The organism is Fusobacterium sp. JB019 (assembly GCA_030673965.1).
GTDB lineage: Bacteria > Fusobacteriota > Fusobacteriia > Fusobacteriales > Fusobacteriaceae > Fusobacterium_B.
Genome location: JAUTCN010000019.1, coordinates 47,812 through 64,879, shown reverse-complemented (window position 1 = coordinate 64,879; position 17,068 = coordinate 47,812). Strand labels below are relative to the sequence as shown.

Annotated in this window: 16 protein-coding genes and 1 pseudogene; 4 read left to right on the top strand and 13 right to left on the bottom strand. The window is 27.8% G+C overall.

Annotated elements, in window-relative coordinates; translation table 11 throughout:
• Window positions 1-23: 23 nt before the first annotated feature.
• From Q7K47_09775 to Q7K47_09755, 5 genes are all read right to left on the bottom strand, one after another.
• Window positions 24-629 (bottom strand): metal-sensing transcriptional repressor, encoded by a 606-nt coding sequence (locus tag Q7K47_09775; GenBank protein MDP0507482.1) that lies wholly within the window; start codon window positions 627-629, stop codon window positions 24-26.
• 47 nt (window positions 630-676) lie between these two features.
• A complete protein-coding gene (locus Q7K47_09770) occupies window positions 677-2,008 on the bottom strand; it encodes an APC family permease (protein MDP0507481.1) in 1,332 nt (443 codons plus the stop codon).
• Window positions 2,009-2,078: 70 nt separating this feature from the next.
• Window positions 2,079-3,338 (bottom strand): YeeE/YedE family protein, encoded by a 1,260-nt coding sequence (locus Q7K47_09765; protein ID MDP0507480.1) that lies wholly within the window; start codon window positions 3,336-3,338, stop codon window positions 2,079-2,081.
• 21 nt (window positions 3,339-3,359) lie between these two features.
• Window positions 3,360-5,057: an FAD-dependent oxidoreductase gene (locus Q7K47_09760; protein MDP0507479.1), complete on the bottom strand. Its 1,698-nt coding sequence runs from the start codon at window positions 5,055-5,057 to the stop codon at window positions 3,360-3,362.
• Window positions 5,058-5,324: 267 nt separating this feature from the next.
• Window positions 5,325-6,176: a S1-like domain-containing RNA-binding protein gene (locus tag Q7K47_09755; protein MDP0507478.1), complete on the bottom strand. Its 852-nt coding sequence runs from the start codon at window positions 6,174-6,176 to the stop codon at window positions 5,325-5,327.
• Between the two features lie 136 nt (window positions 6,177-6,312).
• On the opposite strand from Q7K47_09755, the gene Q7K47_09750 reads away from it, so the two are divergent.
• Window positions 6,313-6,804, top strand: a complete 492-nt coding sequence (locus tag Q7K47_09750) for a D-Ala-D-Ala carboxypeptidase family metallohydrolase (GenBank protein MDP0507477.1) — start codon at window positions 6,313-6,315, stop codon at window positions 6,802-6,804.
• Between the two features lie 29 nt (window positions 6,805-6,833).
• On the opposite strand, the gene Q7K47_09745 is transcribed toward Q7K47_09750, so the two are convergent.
• Entirely contained in the window at window positions 6,834-7,142 is a 309-nt protein-coding gene (locus Q7K47_09745) for a hypothetical protein (protein ID MDP0507476.1), read from the bottom strand.
• Between the two features lie 137 nt (window positions 7,143-7,279).
• Between Q7K47_09745 and Q7K47_09740 the strand changes: the two genes are divergently transcribed.
• From Q7K47_09740 to murI, 3 genes are read left to right on the top strand one after another with little or no spacing between them, the layout of a single operon-like run.
• Window positions 7,280-8,074, top strand: coding sequence for an ATP-binding protein (locus Q7K47_09740; protein MDP0507475.1), 795 nt, complete (start codon window positions 7,280-7,282; stop codon window positions 8,072-8,074).
• Entirely contained in the window at window positions 8,067-8,828 is a 762-nt protein-coding gene (locus Q7K47_09735; protein MDP0507474.1) for an ATP-binding protein, read from the top strand. The genes Q7K47_09740 and Q7K47_09735 overlap by 8 nt, the downstream gene beginning before the upstream one ends.
• 27 nt (window positions 8,829-8,855) lie before the next feature.
• A complete protein-coding gene (murI, locus tag Q7K47_09730; GenBank protein ID MDP0507473.1) occupies window positions 8,856-9,647 on the top strand; it encodes a glutamate racemase in 792 nt (263 codons plus the stop codon).
• 64 nt (window positions 9,648-9,711) lie between these two features.
• On the opposite strand, the gene Q7K47_09725 is transcribed toward murI, so the two are convergent.
• The 7 genes and pseudogenes from Q7K47_09725 to Q7K47_09695 all read right to left on the bottom strand — a co-directional run bounded on the left by Q7K47_09725 (window position 9,712) and on the right by Q7K47_09695 (window position 17,067).
• A complete protein-coding gene (locus tag Q7K47_09725; GenBank protein MDP0507472.1) occupies window positions 9,712-10,593 on the bottom strand; it encodes a YegS/Rv2252/BmrU family lipid kinase in 882 nt (293 codons plus the stop codon).
• A gap of 95 nt (window positions 10,594-10,688) precedes the next feature.
• Window positions 10,689-11,705 (bottom strand): ketol-acid reductoisomerase, encoded by a 1,017-nt coding sequence (ilvC, locus tag Q7K47_09720; GenBank protein MDP0507471.1) that lies wholly within the window; start codon window positions 11,703-11,705, stop codon window positions 10,689-10,691.
• Window positions 11,706-11,732: 27 nt separating this feature from the next.
• Window positions 11,733-12,536, bottom strand: a complete 804-nt coding sequence (locus Q7K47_09715; GenBank protein MDP0507470.1) for an ATP-binding cassette domain-containing protein — start codon at window positions 12,534-12,536, stop codon at window positions 11,733-11,735.
• Entirely contained in the window at window positions 12,521-13,582 is a 1,062-nt protein-coding gene (gene leuB, locus Q7K47_09710; GenBank protein MDP0507469.1) for a 3-isopropylmalate dehydrogenase, read from the bottom strand. The genes Q7K47_09715 and leuB overlap by 16 nt, the downstream gene beginning before the upstream one ends.
• Before the next feature lie 9 nt (window positions 13,583-13,591).
• A complete protein-coding gene (gene leuD, locus Q7K47_09705; protein ID MDP0507468.1) occupies window positions 13,592-14,167 on the bottom strand; it encodes a 3-isopropylmalate dehydratase small subunit in 576 nt (191 codons plus the stop codon).
• A 5-nt stretch (window positions 14,168-14,172) separates the two neighbouring features.
• Entirely contained in the window at window positions 14,173-15,564 is a 1,392-nt protein-coding gene (gene leuC / locus Q7K47_09700; protein MDP0507467.1) for a 3-isopropylmalate dehydratase large subunit, read from the bottom strand.
• Window positions 15,565-15,570: 6 nt separating this feature from the next.
• Window positions 15,571-17,067 (bottom strand): annotated as a pseudogene (locus Q7K47_09695) (2-isopropylmalate synthase).
• Window position 17,068 lies beyond the last annotated feature (1 nt).

Here is a 17,068-nt window from a genome sequence, read left to right as displayed (position 1 = left end):
TTTATCTAGGCTTTTATTTTTTATTATTTTGTTAACTTTTTTAAATATTTGAAAAAATCCTCTTTTTGTTCAATAGAGTTAATGCAAGTATTAAAAAACATTTCCATGATTTCTTGATTAGCTCCTGCTAGTGCAGCTTTAACTGCTAGAGATTGATTTAAAATATCTCCACAATATTCTCCTTCAAGTAACATTTTTTTCATTCCTTTAACTTGCCCTTCTATTTTATTAAGACGTGTTATTATTTTTTTTCTAGATTCAATAATTTCTTTATCATCAAGTTTAGAAACAGTGGTTACAAGGTCTTGATTTTTTTGCCAATTTTTTAGTCCACCTTCTAGTTCATAAATATGTTTGAATCCTAATTGAATCATAAGTTCAGCAGCAGGCTCACTAACTCTACCTACAGCACAATAAATTAAATAAGGTTTACTTTTATCTAAAGTCAAGATTTTCTTTTTGAAAAGTCTAGGTTTAAGAAAATCGATCAATAAAGAATTTTCTAATTTTCCCTCATAAAGATGTTCTAGTTCTGTTCTAGCATCAATAATTATTAAATCTTTAGTTGTGTCTATAAGATTTTTTGTCTTCTGAGGAGACAATTTAATAAAATAGTTTTGTTTATTCATAAATACCCCACTTTAAATTTATATACTAACAAATTATATAATAAAATCTATAAATATGCAAATCCTTTGAATTTTAGGTGCTTTAGAAGAAAACCTAAAAATATCCAAATGAAAAGAGTTAAATAGGAAGCATAGTTTAAAGAGGTTGAGAAATAAGGTATAGTCAATAAACTTAAAGCTAAAAGTCCTATTAAAGAACCGAGAATAGGAAAGAGAAGATTCTCTTTATTCTTTTTTAATATTAAGGCAGAAATTGAAGTATAAAAATATGCTAATGAAGCTCCAACAGAAGAAACATCGAGAGCCCATAATACAGTATTTCTTCCAAAAAGAGTAATGATACAACTGAAAGCACATAGTATGATCAAAGCATTTTTAGGTTGATTATTTTTCTTTGATGCAAAGATAATAGGTAGTTCCTTATCTTCTGCCATAGCTAATAAAAGTCTACTGCTAGACATATAAAATCCATTTATTCCTGCGATTATTGCAATTAAAAAGGCTAGTCCTAAAATTATTAATCCAGTTTTTCCAAAAAATAAACTTATTGTATAACCTGTAGCCCAGTTTATATTTTCTATATTTAAAGTCTTGATAGATACTCCATAAGCGGTTATTATAGTTAGAATGATATAAAGTAATCCTCCAATAAGTACAGAACATATAGCTAATAGAGATACTTTTTTAGGATGAAAATCTAATTCTTCCATAATTTGTGGAATACAATCAAATCCAATAAATAAAAAAGGAGTAATAGATACAATCTTTAAAATATTGTTAAGAGAAAAAGGGGCAGCTAAATTTTCTATTAGTATAGGACTTGAAACACTATTTATATAGATAACAGCAGCTGAAAAAAATAATATTATTCCTACAAGAAAGAATACCATAATTTTTTGAATAATAGCTGCAAAATGAATTCCTTTTATATTTAGATATGCAAATAGAAAAAGAAAAATAAAAGATGCTAAGATTTCACCTAAATAAATATTTCCATGTATATTATAAAGTAAATTAAATTTTAAAATATTTGGGAAAATACTATTTATAACAACAGGCACAGCTGTAGCATTTAAAGGAATTATTGTGAAATAAGAAAGAGTTAATAACCATCCACATATAAAAGCATGATTTTTACCAAGAGCATTTTTAACAAAAATATATTCCCCTCCAGATTTTGGAAATTTTTTGATTAAAAAATTATAGTTGTTTTCAATTATAAATATAAGTAAAGTTCCTATTAAAATTCCTGCTATTGTATTTAAAAGTCCAATTTTTTTTAAGAAAAAATCCCCAGGAAGTAAGAAAGCGCCTGTTCCAATAATAGAGCCAAGAGCAATGGAAATAACATCTAATTTTCCTATTTTTTTAGGTTTCATAAAAACTCCTTTATTTAAATAGCAAGGGGCTATGTTAGCCCCTTGCTGGTATGTGTTATTGTGTAAAAAATTATTTTATAACTTTAGCTACTTTATTTCCTACGATTCCTCCTAGAACTAAGAATATAAAGAATATCCATCCAGATAAAGAGAAGTTAGCGATAGGAGTATATAAGGCTCCAACGTTACATCCGTTTGATAATCTAGTTCCAATACCCATACAAATTCCACCTAATGCAAATAAGAAGACATCTTTTGCAGAAATTTTTAGTTCAGATGTGAAAGTTTTAGTAAAAGTTCCAGCAAGTAAAAGACAAATAATAGTTCCTAATACAATACCAAAATTTTGAACATTTATAGGGTGATCAAAGAAAGGCATTGTGAAAACTTTAGCTGGCTTTGTAGAAAAACTAGTTATAGTTTCTAAAGGGATACCTAATTTAAAAAGTAATTTACCAAACCAGAAACCATAAGGAGTTGAAGCTCCCCAACCTGCTTTAGTTATTCCCATAAGTAAAGTGAAAACTCCAGTTATAACAACTGCTCCTGTTTCCATTGTCCAAGGTTTAACGAAAAGAGTATTATATGTTCTTTCGCTTATTAATTTGAAAGGTTCGTATTTTTCTTCATTTTTAGAATATTGAATAGTTTCAGATTCTACACCTGAAAAATTATTCTTTAATTTTCTGCTATCTTCATATTTATAAGAAATCCAAACAGTGATTCCAGCCAAAAGAATAGTTATTAAACTAGCTCCAATATAACCGTTTAAGCCGTCACCTTTAAATAAATCAGGTAAATAGACACCACCATAAAGTTTCGATCCTACTTCAGTAGTGAACCAAGAATCAGTAACCCAAGATGCTTTTGATTGAATAGGAAATCCTAAGAATACTCCCATTCCAAAGAAAAGCAAAGTTATAATAGCTCTAGGAAGTCCAGTAACTAAATCAGTTAAAACTCCAGAAGCGCAACAAACAGAGAAAGTCATTCCGAATCCAAATAGAAGACCCCCAAGAATTAATCCAGTATTTATAGGATTAACCCATAAGTCATAAGTTGAAGCATCAACATTATATAAGAAAGCGACTGAAATTAATGCAGTTAGAGTAAACATTCCTGCTAAAACTCTCATTAATTTAGTAGAACCTCCATTGTAAGCTCTATTAACACTTCCAGCAAATCCCATAAATGATCTAGTAAGAGCATATCCTAGAGTTGCTCCCATTAATAATCTGAAAAATAACATTCCAGAATTAAGGAATTTATGCCCAAAGAAGATAAGTATTCCAAGCAATAAAATTCCTAATATATTTTCCTTTTTTTTCATTTAGTTTCCTCCTTAAATTTATTAATCAAAGTTATAATTAGTAACTATTGGTTTTCTATTTAAAGTAACATCATTGAAGTATTCGTAGAAAGATACACCCATAAATCCACCTGCAATTGAATAAGAATTATGGAAACCTAAATTTTCTAAAATTAAAGCAGCATTATAGCTTCTTTGACCACTTCTACAGTGTAAATAAACTGGTATATCTTTAGGTATTTCATTAATTCTTTCTCTAAATTCACTTAAAGGAATATTTTTAGCATTAATGATATGGCTTAATTCAAATTCATCTTTTTCTCTAACATCTATAATATAAGCTTCTTCTTTTACAAGGTCTCTAACTTTTGAAAAGCTAATTTGCTTATAGTCACTATTAAGAAGATTAGTTGCAATATATCCACCAAAATTAACAACATCTTTTGCAGTTCCAAAAGGTGGGGCATAACATAATTCTAAATCTTTTAAATCATCAATAGTTGCATTTAATTTTATTCCTGTAGCAATAACATCAATTCTTTTATCTACATTACCTTTACCTATAGCTTGAGCTCCTAAGATTCTTCCAGAAGGGATTTCATAAATAAGTTTGAAGTGTAAAGGATTAGAGCTAGGCATTAATCCAACACCATCTCCAGGGATAGCCCAAACAATATCATAATTAATATTCATTTTTCTTGCTTTTATAAATTCTTCAGTAAGACCAGTTGAAGCACCATTATAATCAAAAACTTTAATAACAGAAGAACCGATGAAACCTCTATTATTGATTCTCATTCCATTAATATGATCTGCAACTCCTCTAGCTTGTTTTTGAGCTGGACCAGCAAGTGGAAGTTTAAAGAAGTCATTAAATAAAGTACCATAAACTTCAATAGCATCTCCAACAGCATAAATATCTTTATCGTTAGTTAAATAATTTTGGTTCGTTTTTATTCCTCCTAAAGAACCTAATTCTATTCCAGCATTTTTAGCTAGATCAGTTTCAGGGACAACTCCAATAGCCATTACAACTGTATCAGCTAGAACTTCTTTTCCTGATTCTAATATTACATTTTTTTCATTAAAAGAGCAAACTTTATCATCTACAATAAGATTAATTCCTTTGTCTAGTAATTCTTTATGAAGTATTTGGACCATATCATAATCAAAAGGTTTCATAACTTGTTTAGCAGCCTCTATAAGAGTTACATTATACCCAGCTTCTTTTAAATTTTCACAAGTTTCAATTCCGATAAAACCTCCACCAATAACAGAAATATTTTTAGAATTAGAAGATTTAATAAATTTATTTAATCTATCTATATCAACAACATTTCTTATTGAAAAATAGTTCATTTTTTCAATTCCAGGAATATTAGGAATAATTGGTTTGGCTCCAGGAGAAAGGATAAGTTTATCATAGCTTTCCTCATATTCTCTTCCTGTAGCATTATTTTTAACTATAATTTTTTTCTCATTCCTATTTATAGAAATGACTTCATTATTTACTCTTGCTTCTATCTTGTATTGTTTCATGAACTTTTCAGGACACATAAGAACTAAATCTTCAGCTTCTTGAACAACTCCTCCTAAGTGGTATGGCAAGCAACAGTTTGAGAAAGAAACGTGAGGTCCTTTTTCAAACATTATTATTTGATCTTCTTCACTATGTCTTCTAAGTCTAGCAGCAGCAGAAGCTCCACCTGCAACTCCCCCAACAATAAGAATTTTTTTCATAATTTTCCTCCTATTTTTATTTTTATTCTACCCATACCCAGTATAACAAAAAATAAAAACGTCGTCAATTGTTTTTTGATAAAAAATAGTTCAAAAGTCTTTTTTTCATTAAAAACTTTAAAGCAAAAAAAATGAAAAGAAAACAAAAAAATTGGTGCAGTTTAAAAAAGATCAATTAATAACCTGTTTAAAGCACAAAAAAAGTCCAAAAAACACAAAAAAGGAGAAAGTTTTTTAACTTTCTCCTTTTAGATTAGTTTTATTTAATTATTTAACTACTTTAAACCCTGTAGAGGTTTTTGTGATTACATGTTTTTTTAATAAACCACCAATAGCTCTTTTAAAAGCTTTTTTACTTATTCCAAAATAGTCATAAATTTCTTCAGGTGAAGATTTATCGTTAAAATAAAAAGCATCTTTTAATAGATTCATTTTTTCTAAAAGTAATTCTTCATCTTTATCCATTTGCTGGTATGCAAGTAATCTAGGAGAAAGATCTAATTTTCCATCTTCTCTAACTCTTATAACACGTGCTGTTATTTCATCACCTATTTTATAAGTTTTAAAAAATTCATTGTTAGGCATTAATCCGAAATATCTATTATCTACAGCAACAAAAACACCAATATTTTCATCAATACTGTAAACAGTTCCCTTAACAATATCATTTTTTATATAATCTTTGCATGGTAGAAGGAAGCTATAAATTTTCATAGTAGCAGAAACTCTACCTTTTTTATCTTCATAAATACCAACTAAATATTTTTCTCCTATTGTTAATTTACAAACTTCTTGACCTCTAGGTAATAGTAAATCTTTTTTTAATCCCCAATCAAGGAAAGCTCCAATTTTAGGATTAATATCAGTTACTTCTAATTTTTTTATAGTACCTGCAGTAGCGTAAGTTGTCCTTAGAGTAGCAATAATTCTATCTTCAGAATCTCTGTAAATAAAGACATCTAATTCGTCTCCAATATTAGGTTTATCTTCTAATAATTCAAATTCATTTTTAGGAAGAAGAATATTATCTTTTTCATCTCCTGTTTCTGCATCTAAATATAACCCAATAGGGGTATAGTTATTTACTTTTAATTTTTGTCTTTTGCCCATTTTTATCATAAAATGACTCCTTATATAATTAATTATTAAATTTTTTATTGTCTAGTAATGTATTATACAATTTATACAAATAAATTACAAATAATATTTTATATGGTATAATAAAAGATAAGAAATTATAAAATGGGGAGAGAGTATGAAGAAAATAATTTGTATATTTTTATTAATTTTTAGTTTTACAGGATGTGGAAAAATAAAAAGAAGGCCAGGTTTTAAAATATCTAGAAATTTTACTTTTTATGAAGCTACTTGTAGCAGAAGAGGTAATTTTTTCCATTTAAATAATTATCCTAACAAAAAGGAATATAGAAATATGATTTATACTGCTAGAAGAATGGAAGATATTAGAAAAATAATAGGAAAAGAAATTCAAATTAATAGTTGGTATAGAAATGGAAATATTAATAGACTTGTGGGAGGATCTAAACACTCAGCACATAGAAAGGGGTTAGCTGTTGATTTTACAATCAAAGGAAGAGGAGCTTTAAATAGTGCTTTAGTAAAAATAAAAAAATCAAAGTATAGTTTTGATCAAATATATTATCACTCAAGAAGTAATTATATACATATTTCTTTTAGGTTAAATAGAAGGCAAGAAAGAAATAAAATTTATTATAGAAGAAAATAAAAAAAGGCTAATATTTTAGCCTTTTTTATTTAAAAATCAAATTCTCGGATAGCTTTTGCAGTAATAACTTTAATATTTTTATAGTCTTCAGGGGAAACTTTCATTCCACAAGCCGAACAATCGGAACCACAACTTTTAGACATACATGCAGGTTTACCATCACTATGAGTTCTTTTTAAATAATCTTCATAAGTCTCTATATATCCTAAATCAAGTAAACGTGCAAAAGAAGAATCTAATTCCTCTTTTGTTATACCTATATTTTTTAATATTGCTGTATCGCTATAAGCTTTTCCTGAAATTAAAAATTTTAATATTTTAACATCAATTTCATTCATAATATCACCCTCTATAAATTAATTATATTTGTAGATAAATTAATTATATCATATTATAGTGTAGAATATAAAAAAAATATTTAATACTTGAAAATTATGATATAATTATTCTATAAAAAAAAGAAAGGGAATATAAAATGACATTAAATTTAGAAAAAGATTTATATTTGGAAAGTTTAAGAAAATCTTATAGAAAAAAGATATGGAGAAAATTTATCAAAGCAATAAAGGATTTTGATCTCATTGAAGAAGGAGATAAAATTGCAGTAGGAGTATCTGGAGGAAAAGATAGTTTAATTCTTTGTAAATTATTTCAAGAATTAAAAAGAGATAAAAGTAAAAATTTTGAAGTGGTATTTATTTCTATGAATCCTGGTTTTTCTGAGAAAGATTTATTTTCTTTTAAGAAAAATTTAATAGATTTAAATATTTCTTGTGAAATTTTTGATTCAAATGTTTGGAAAGTTGCCTTTAAAGAAGATCCTGAAAATCCATGTTTTTTATGTGCTAAAATGAGAAGAGGAGTTTTATATAATAAAGTAGAAGAATTAGGCTGTAATAAGTTAGCCTTAGGACATCATTTTGATGATATAGTAGAAACAGCTTTAATTAATATGTTTTATGCAGGAACAATAAAGACTATGATTCCTAAAGTAAATTCTACAAGTGGGAAATTGACAGTAATAAGACCAATGGCTTATATAAAAGAAAAGGATATTATATCGTTTATGAATAGAAATAATATAGTACCTATGGGATGTGGATGTTCAGTTGAATCTGGAGAAAAGGATTCTAAAAGACGTGAGATAAAGAAACTTTTAAATACTTTGGAGGAAAATAATTCTAATATAAAACAAAGTATTTTTAATTCATTAAAAAATGTAAATATAGATTATATTATGGGATATACAAAGGGAAATAAAAATGGCTAATATAGAAACTAAAAAAGAAAGAGAATTATTGAAGTTTATAGAGGCAAAAGGCTATAATAAAGTTCTTTGGAATAAAATAGGAAAAGCGATGCATCAGTTTAATATGATTGAAGAAGGAGATAAAATTGCAATAGGAGTCTCTGGTGGAAAAGATAGTTTGATATTATTGAATGCTTTGGTTAGAGTGAGAATAATATCTAATATAAAATTTGATATTATTCCAATACATATCCATATGGAAGAAGATATTTCAGATTTAGGTGAAATAAAAAAATATTGCGAATTTTTAGGTTTAAAAATAGAAATAATAAAAACAAAATTAAAAGATTTGGTGATTGGTGAAAATAAAGAGAAAAATCCATGTTTTTTATGTGGAAGATTAAGAAGAGGAATATTATATTCTTTTATGAAAGAAAAAAAAATAAAAAAGCTTGCACTAGGCCACCATAAAGATGATATAATAGAGACGTTTTTAATGAATATAATATATCAAGGAAATAGAAATATAATGAAGCCTTCTTATATTTCTGAAAATCATGGGATAAGAGTAATTCGTCCAATGGCTTTTGTAGAAGAAAAGAATCTAATTAGGTATTCGAATAGATTAGAATTACCTATTTTAAAAAATAAATGTCCTTATGAAGATAGTAAAGATTCAAAGAGACTTAAAGTAAAAAATATAATAAAAAACTTGTCTTTAGAAAATAAAGATGTTAGAAGTGTAATATTAAACAGTATAAAAGACTTGTTTTAGAATATAAAGAGTTTGGAGAGTGAAAAAATGGTGAAATCATGTAGTATAGGAGTTCTTGATTCAGGTTTAGGAGGAGTTAGTGTTTTAAAAAGTTTAATAAAATTAATGCCGAATGAAGATATAATATATGTAGGAGATACGAAGAATATTCCCTATGGCGGGAGAACTAAAGAAGAAATTAGAAAATTAGCATTAAGAATTGTAGAATTTTTAATTTTAAATAAATGTAAAATGATTGTTGTTGCTTGTAATACAGCTTCTATAGCTGCTTTAGATTATTTGAAAGAAAACTGTAATATTCCTATTGTTGGCATTATAGATGCAGGAGTCGAAATTGTTTTGGAGGGAGGCTACAAAGAAGTTTCAATTTTGTGTACCCCTTTTACTGCTAAAAGTGGAGATCATGAAAAAAAAATACATAAAAAAAATAAAAAGATAAAAGTAAATGTTGTAGGATGTGAACTATTATGTCCTATGATAGAAAAAGGTTGGGAAACGATTAAAAATAGAGATGATATTTTAGATGAATATATGTCTCATGTTTCTAGAAATTCAGAAGCTCTTTTATTAGCTTGTACACATTATCCTTTTATAAAAGATGAAATAAGTAAAAAATTTAGTGGTGAAATAATTGTTCCAAGTGATGAGTGTGTAAGAGAAGTTTATAGAACTCTCAGAGAAAACAACTTGTTAAATGAAAAGAAAAAAAAGGGGAATGTAGAATTTTATGTAACTGGTGAGGTTGAAACTTTTAAAGAAAAAGCAGAAAAATTTTTAAAACAAAAAAATATAGATGTTTATAAAATAGATTTAAAGTAAACTATAAATATTTAAAAAAAGTGCACGTTTATCTTAAAGCAGCTAAGATAAATGTGCACTTTTCTTAATAACCCAATACTTTAATTCCATTTTTAATGCAAGAGATTTTAACAGGAAAATCAGGACCCTTTTCTCCATCCATATCTGATGAATAGTCTTTATTTAAAACGTTAATATAAAGTTCAGATGTTTTGAAGTTTATAATTCCTTTTGGATATGAAAAATTTTTTCTTAATAAAAATTGAGGTAAGATCTTAATTACATTTATTAAATTTTCATTTGAAATAATAATGACATTTAACAAACCATCATCAATGCGAGAATCGTGAGCTATTTCAAAGGATCCCGCAGTTCTTCCATTAAAAATAAAAAATAAAATAGATTCTCCCTCAAAAGAAAATTCATTAGCTTTAATAGAAAGATTTAATAGTTTAAATTTTGGTAATTCTTTTAATCCAGTAAAATAATAAGCTAATTTTCCAAAAATATTTTTATATTCAGAAGAAGTTTTTTGAGAAACATCTGTGAAAAGACCACAACTAAACACATTAATAAAATATTTATTATTTGCAATTCCTAAATCAACATATGAGATTTTACTATTTAATATTTTATCTACAGATTGTCTGATACTTTTAGGCATTCCTAAAACATTTGCAAAATCATTAGCTGTTCCAGCAGGTAAAACAGCAATTGGAATATCAATATTATTGTTTTTCATAATATTAACTATTTCATTAATAGTCCCATCTCCTCCAGAGATTAATATATGATCATAAGATTCATCTATATCATTAAAAGCGTTTTCTAAATTAAAATTATAACTTATTCTAAATGGGATAATTAAAAATCCTTTTTTTTGATAAGAGTTGATAATATAATCTAGATATTTAAGAATAGCTCTTTCTCCAGAAAAGGGATTATAAAAAAATTTAACTTTCTTCATTATTTCACCTCTTAATTTTATTCTTTTATATTTTAATTATATCATATTGTAATAAAAAGAGAGAATATCTTTTGATATTCTCTCTAGAAAATATTTTAAAATTCTTCTCTAATCCAAGGCATTAATGTTCTTAGTTCTTTACCTACTTTTTCTATTTCGTGATCAGAAGCTTCGGCTCTTTTCTTTTTTAAGAAAGGTTGTCCAGCTTTTGAATCAGCTAAAAATTCATCTGCAAATTTGCCAGATTGAATATCAGTAAGTACATCTTTCATAGCTTGTTTACTTTCAGCAGTAACTATTCTAGGACCAGTTACAAAATCTCCATATTCAGCTGTATTTGAAATAGAATGTCTCATTTTAGTGAATCCACCTTCATAAATTAAGTCAACAATTAATTTCATTTCATGTAAGCATTCAAAGTAAGCATTAACAGGATCATATCCAGCTTCAGTTAAAACTTCAAATCCAGTTTTTATAAGTTCAGTAACTCCTCCACAAAGAACAGCTTGTTCTCCAAATAGATCAGTTTCAGTTTCTTGTTTAAATGTTGTTTCTAAAATACCAGATCTTCCACCTCCTACTCCAGCAGCCCAAGCTAAAGCAATTTCCATAGTGTCTTTACTAGGATCTTGATTAACTGCAACTAAGCAAGGAACTCCAGATCCTTCAGTAAATGTTCTTCTTACTAAATGTCCTGGTCCTTTAGGTGCAACCATAAATACATTTGTAGTTTCAGCTGGGACTATTTTATTGAAATGAATATTAAATCCATGTCCAAAACCAATATAAGCTCCTTCTTTTAAGTTAGGTTTTACATCAGTTTTATATGTATCAGCTTGTGTTTCGTCTGGAGTTAAAATCATTACAATATCTGCTCCTTTTACTGCTTCTCCAGTTTCTTTAACAACAAAACCAGCTTCTTCAGCTACTTGCCAAGATTTAGAAGTTTTTCTAAGTCCGATAGTAACGTCCATTCCAGATTCTTTTAGATTTAAAGAATGTGCATGCCCTTGAGATCCATAACCTAAAACAGTAATTTTTTTACCTACTAATTTTTCTAAATTACAATCCGAATTATAATATACCTTTGTTCCTAAGATGTTTCCTGCCATAATTGTTTCCTCCTAATTTTTTTTTTATTATTTAATGATGACCCAAGGTCTTCCTTGTTCCCAAATTAACTTAACATTTACTTCGTAAAGCATAGATAAGTTTTTTTCCGTAAGTACTTTTTCTTTTTTACCAGTTGCTATCATAGCACCATCTTTTCCTAAAATAGCTACATGAGTAATTTCAGGAATTAATTCATCTAATTGATGAGTTACATATATTAATGGTGCTTTTGATTTTTTTGCTGTTTTTCTTAATAGATTTAAAAAATGTTCTCTAGATTTCAAATCTAAACCAGAGCATGGCTCATCTAAAATAAGAAGTTGAGGATTATTCATAAATGCTCTAGCAAGAAGAACTTTCATTTTTTCTCCTTGAGAAAAGTCTTTATAATTTTTACTAATTAAATAAGAAATATCAAATTCTTCAATTAATTTTTTTGCTAACTCTTTATCGTAGTTTGTTATTTTTTCATAAATTCCAATGGAACTAAATTTACCTGAAATTATAATATCTTCTATACTTTGAATATTTAAAATATTTGAAAAATTAGATAAACTAGCACTAACAAAACCTATTTTTTCTCTAACTTTAGCCCAAACGCAATTTCCAAAAATATTTTCAAAAACAATAAGTTTTCCTTTAGTTGGAAAAGTGTAAGCAGGAATCATATTAAGTAAAGTTGATTTTCCACTACCGTTAAGACCAATTAAAGCCCAGTGCTCTCCTGAATTTATTTTCCAATTTATTTTATTTAAAATTTTTCTATTTTCTCTTATGAATGAAATATTTTCATAGGAAAGAATTTCTTTTTTATTTAACGAATATTCCATGCAATTAAATCTCCCATTTCAGAAGTGGAAATTTGTTTAGTTCCTTCACTGTATATATCAGGGGTTCTATATCCTTGTTCTAGAACTTTTTTTACAGCTTTTTCAATAGCGTTACTTTCATCTATTAAATTAAAAGAATATTTTAACATCATCGCAGCAGATAATATAGTTGCAATAGGATTAGCGATTCCTTTCCCAGCAATATCAGGAGCTGAGCCGTGGACAGGTTCATAAATTCCTAATTTAGAATCTCCTAAACTAGCTGAAGGTAACATTCCAATAGAGCCAGTTAACATAGATGCTTCATCAGATAAAATATCTCCAAATAAATTTCCAGTTAAAATAACATCAAATTGGTTTGGATTAACTACAAGTTGCATAGCAGCGTTATCAACATACATATGATCAAGTTTGATTTCAGGATAACTTTTTCCTGCTTCAATAACAACATCTCTCCAAAGTTTAGAGCTATCTAATACATTTCTTTTATCTACATTTGTTACTTTATTATTTCTTAATTTAGCAATTTCATAAGCTTTTTTAGCAATTCTTTCTACTTCGGAATTAGAATAAAGCAAGGTATCATAAGCTTTGTCTTTATCTCTATGTCTAGGGCCAAAATATAATCCACCGGTCAATTCTCTAACTACCATAATATCTAATCCATCTTTTATAACAGAAGATTTTAAAGGAGAAGAATCTTTAAGAGAGTCAAATAATATTGCAGGTCTTAAATTACAATAAAGATTTAAAGCTTTTCTTATTTGTAGTAATCCTTTTTCAGGTCTTATTTCAGGGTTTATGTTATCCCATTTTGGTCCACCAATAGCTCCCAAAAGAACAGAATCACTTTCCTCACAAAGTTTAATTGTTTCTTCACTAAGAGGAACTTTATATTTATCGATAGATTCTCCTCCTAAATAACCTCTTTCAAAATTAAAATTGTGGTTATAACTTTTTCCAATTTTATGAAGAATTTTAATTGCTTCATTTACAATTTCAGGTCCAATTCCGTCACCTTTTAAAACAGTAATTTTATAATTCATAAAGCCCTCCTAATAATTTTTTTGTTCATAAGTTTTTATTAAATGGATAGACTCTAGTGTAACATCTATAGCATCTAGACCTTTTAATAATTTAGTTTTCCAAGAATCTTCTAATTTAAAACTATATTCAAATTCTTTTGTTATAATTTTATTATTTTCTAAATCAATAGTAATAGGTTCTTTTCCAGAAAGAGAAGCTAATTTCATTCTTTCTTCTTTAGGAAGAATAATAGGAAGGTGTCCATTGTTCAACCAATTCATATAAAATATTCCAGAGTAACTACCAGCAATAATTACATGGATACCGTAATCTTGTAATGCCCAAGCTGCATGTTCTCTTGATGATCCACACCCAAAATTTTCTCCTGTAATTAAAATAGTTCCATTTTTATATTCGAATTTATTTAAATTAAAATTTTTATTTTCACTTCTATCTTGATTGTATCTCCATTCATCAAAAACAAATTTTCCAAAACCAGTTTTTTCAGTGCTTTTCAAATATTGTTTAGGAATAAGCTGGTCAGTGTCAATATTGTTATGCATAATAGGAACAATAGTTCCTGTATATTTAGTAAATGCCTTCATATTAATTAAGCCTCCTCTTTTTCAAATCTAGAATCTATAAAATGTCCATAAATAGCAGCAAGGACAGCCATAGCAGGGCTAACTAAATGAGTTCTAGCACCATTTCCTTGTCTACCTTCGAAATTTCTATTTGATGTAGAAGCGCAATGCTCTCCAAAAGGTATTAAATCAGGGTTCATTCCTAAACAACTAGAACATCCAGATTCTCTCCACTGGAATCCAGCATCTTTAAATATTTTATCAATTCCAAGTTCTTCAGCTTGTCTTTTTACAATTTGAGATCCAGGTACTACAATACCAGATATATTAGGATTTATTGTTCTTCCTTTTATGTAAGAGGCTGCGATTTTTAAGTCGCTTAATCGTCCGTTAGTACAAGAACCGATAAAAACATGTTTCAAAGGAATGCTCTTAGGTAAATCCCCAGGAGTTAATCCCATATATTCATAAGCTTTTTTATCATTAGAGTCTTTTATTTCTGGGAAAGAATCAGTTATATTCATTCCCATTTCAGGAGAAGTTCCCCAAGTAATTTGAGGTTCTAGATTACTAACATCTAAAGTTATTATTTTATCAAAAGCTTCAAAAGAATCGGTTTTTAAATCTTCCCATTGAGAGATCATGTTTTTTAAATTTTTATCATTAGGGGCATAAGGTCTTCCTTTTAAATATTCAAAAGTTTTTTTATCAGGAGCTATTATTCCAGATTTTCCTCCAGCTTCAATTGCCATATTACAAATAGTTAATCTACTTTCCATATCTAAAGAATCAATAGTGTCACCGTAAAATTCAAAAGCATAACCATTTCCAATTGCTACACCATATTTTTTTATAAAATGTAAAATAATATCTTTAGCGTAAACACCTTTAGGTAATTTTCCTGTTATTTTAACTCCCATTGTTTTTGGTTTTTTTTGCCATAAAGTTTGAGTTGCAAGAACATGTTCTACTTCGCTAGTTCCTATTCCAAAAGCAATGGCTCCAAAAGCTCCATGAGTTGCTGTATGACTATCTCCACAAACAATAGTTTTTCCAGGTTGAGTTAAACCTTGTTCAGGACCAACAGTATGAACTATTCCATTTCTTTCATCATTCATATCAGCAAGCTCAATTCCAAATTCATTACAGTTATTTTTTAAAGCTTCTAATTGAGCTCTAGAGAAAGAATCTTTTATAAATTTTCTTTCTTCTAAAGTTGTTGGAGTATTGTGATCCATAGTTGCAAAACATAAGTCAGGTCTTCTAACATTTCTATTTTGTAATCTTAATCCTGAAAATGCTTGAGGAGAAGTAACTTCATGAAGTAAATGTAAATCTATATAAAGTAATTGAGCTTCTCCAGTTTTTCCAGTAATAACGTGTTTATCCCAAACTTTATCAAATAAAGTTTTACCAATAATAGAAACTCTATTTATAGCATGAATATATGCTTTTATACTAGCTTCAACAATATCAGTACTTTGACCACGTCCAATAAATTCTTTTCCTTTGTTAGAAACAATTACAGTAGCTTGGGCTTGAGCATCTACAGCTTCTGTAATTGCATCTAATCTATATTCTTCTAGATAAAGTTCAGAACCAAATATTTTATTAATAACCTGGAATGCAGCATCTACAGGTCCATCTCCAAAAGCTTCTCCAGTTTTTAGAATATTATTTTCCAATATTTCAATTTTTGCTTTTGTTTTATTTTCAGATCTATAAATTTCAAAATGTTTAAGTTTAAATTTATCATTTGTAGATATTCCAGCATCTTCAGCGATTAATGCAATAATATCATCATCTAAAATATATTTCTTTTTATCTGCTAATTTTTTAAATTTTTCAAACAATTGAGAAATTTTTTCTTCTGATAAGTTATGAATTCCTAAATTGTTTAATTTATCAATGAAAGCATGTTTTCCAGAAAGTTTTCCAAGGATAAGACTGTCATTGCTTCTTCCTACAGTTTTAGGTTTCATAATTTCATATGTTTCAGGGTTTTCTAAAACTCCATGTTGATGAATTCCAGATTCATGAGAAAAAGCATTTGCTCCAACAATAGCTTTGTTAGGTTGAGGTTCAACTCCTGTTAATAATCCAACTAATTTACTTGTAGGATATAATTGTTGAGTGTTAATTTTAGTTTGATATCCTTGAAAAATATCTTTTCTTGTATTAATAATCATAGTAACTTCCTCTAAAGAAGTATTTCCAGCTCTTTCTCCTAAACCATTTATTGTACATTCGATTTGAGTTGCTCCTCCTTTGACAGAAGCAATTGAATTTGCTACTGAAAGACCTAAATCATTGTGACAATGTACTGATATTTCAGCTTTTTCAATATTTCTTATGTTAGTTTTTAAATAGGAAATAAGAGAAAACATTTCTTCAGGAGTTCGATATCCTACAGTATCAGGAACATTTAAGATAGTGGCTCCAGCTTCAATAGCTGTAGAGTAAGCTTCTACTAAAAATTCTTTTTCTGTTCTAGTGCCATCTTCACAAGAAAATTCGATTTCATCAACGAATTTTTTAGCATAAGCTACATTTTCCTGTATACTTTTTATAATTTCTTTTTTTGTCATTTTTAATTTAAATTTTCTATGTATTGGTGAAGTTGCAATAAAAACATGTATCCTAGGTCTAGAAGCTTGTTGAAGAGCTTTAACAGAAGCGTCAATATCTTTTTTTACAAGCCTAGAAAGACTAGAAACTGTTGAATTTTTAATTTCTTTGGCTATTAAACTAACTGCTTCAAAATCTCCAGGAGATGCTACAGCAAATCCAGCTTCAATAACATCTACTCCTAAATGTTCTAATTGTTTAGCTATTCTTAATTTTTCATTTGTATTTAAATTGACTCTAGGTGTTTGTTCTCCATCTCTTAATGTTGTATCTACAATTTTTATATTTGTCATA

What these genes read in the sequence shown, in the direction of transcription:
- Q7K47_09775 (MDP0507482.1), bottom strand. Translation starts at nt 629, where the DNA reads ATGAATAAACAAAACTATTTTATTAAATTGTCTCCTCAGAAGACAAAA.
- Q7K47_09770 (MDP0507481.1), bottom strand. Translation starts at nt 2,008, where the DNA reads ATGAAACCTAAAAAAATAGGAAAATTAGATGTTATTTCCATTGCTCTT.
- Q7K47_09765 (MDP0507480.1), bottom strand. Translation starts at nt 3,338, where the DNA reads ATGAAAAAAAAGGAAAATATATTAGGAATTTTATTGCTTGGAATACTT.
- Q7K47_09760 (MDP0507479.1), bottom strand. Translation starts at nt 5,057, where the DNA reads ATGAAAAAAATTCTTATTGTTGGGGGAGTTGCAGGTGGAGCTTCTGCT.
- Q7K47_09755 (MDP0507478.1), bottom strand. Translation starts at nt 6,176, where the DNA reads ATGATAAAAATGGGCAAAAGACAAAAATTAAAAGTAAATAACTATACC.
- Q7K47_09750 (MDP0507477.1), top strand. Translation starts at nt 6,313, where the DNA reads ATGAAGAAAATAATTTGTATATTTTTATTAATTTTTAGTTTTACAGGA.
- Q7K47_09745 (MDP0507476.1), bottom strand. Translation starts at nt 7,142, where the DNA reads ATGAATGAAATTGATGTTAAAATATTAAAATTTTTAATTTCAGGAAAA.
- Q7K47_09740 (MDP0507475.1), top strand. Translation starts at nt 7,280, where the DNA reads ATGACATTAAATTTAGAAAAAGATTTATATTTGGAAAGTTTAAGAAAA.
- Q7K47_09735 (MDP0507474.1), top strand. Translation starts at nt 8,067, where the DNA reads ATGGCTAATATAGAAACTAAAAAAGAAAGAGAATTATTGAAGTTTATA.
- murI (MDP0507473.1), top strand. Translation starts at nt 8,856, where the DNA reads ATGGTGAAATCATGTAGTATAGGAGTTCTTGATTCAGGTTTAGGAGGA.
- Q7K47_09725 (MDP0507472.1), bottom strand. Translation starts at nt 10,593, where the DNA reads ATGAAGAAAGTTAAATTTTTTTATAATCCCTTTTCTGGAGAAAGAGCT.
- ilvC (MDP0507471.1), bottom strand. Translation starts at nt 11,705, where the DNA reads ATGGCAGGAAACATCTTAGGAACAAAGGTATATTATAATTCGGATTGT.
- Q7K47_09715 (MDP0507470.1), bottom strand. Translation starts at nt 12,536, where the DNA reads ATGGAATATTCGTTAAATAAAAAAGAAATTCTTTCCTATGAAAATATT.
- leuB (MDP0507469.1), bottom strand. Translation starts at nt 13,582, where the DNA reads ATGAATTATAAAATTACTGTTTTAAAAGGTGACGGAATTGGACCTGAA.
- leuD (MDP0507468.1), bottom strand. Translation starts at nt 14,167, where the DNA reads ATGAAGGCATTTACTAAATATACAGGAACTATTGTTCCTATTATGCAT.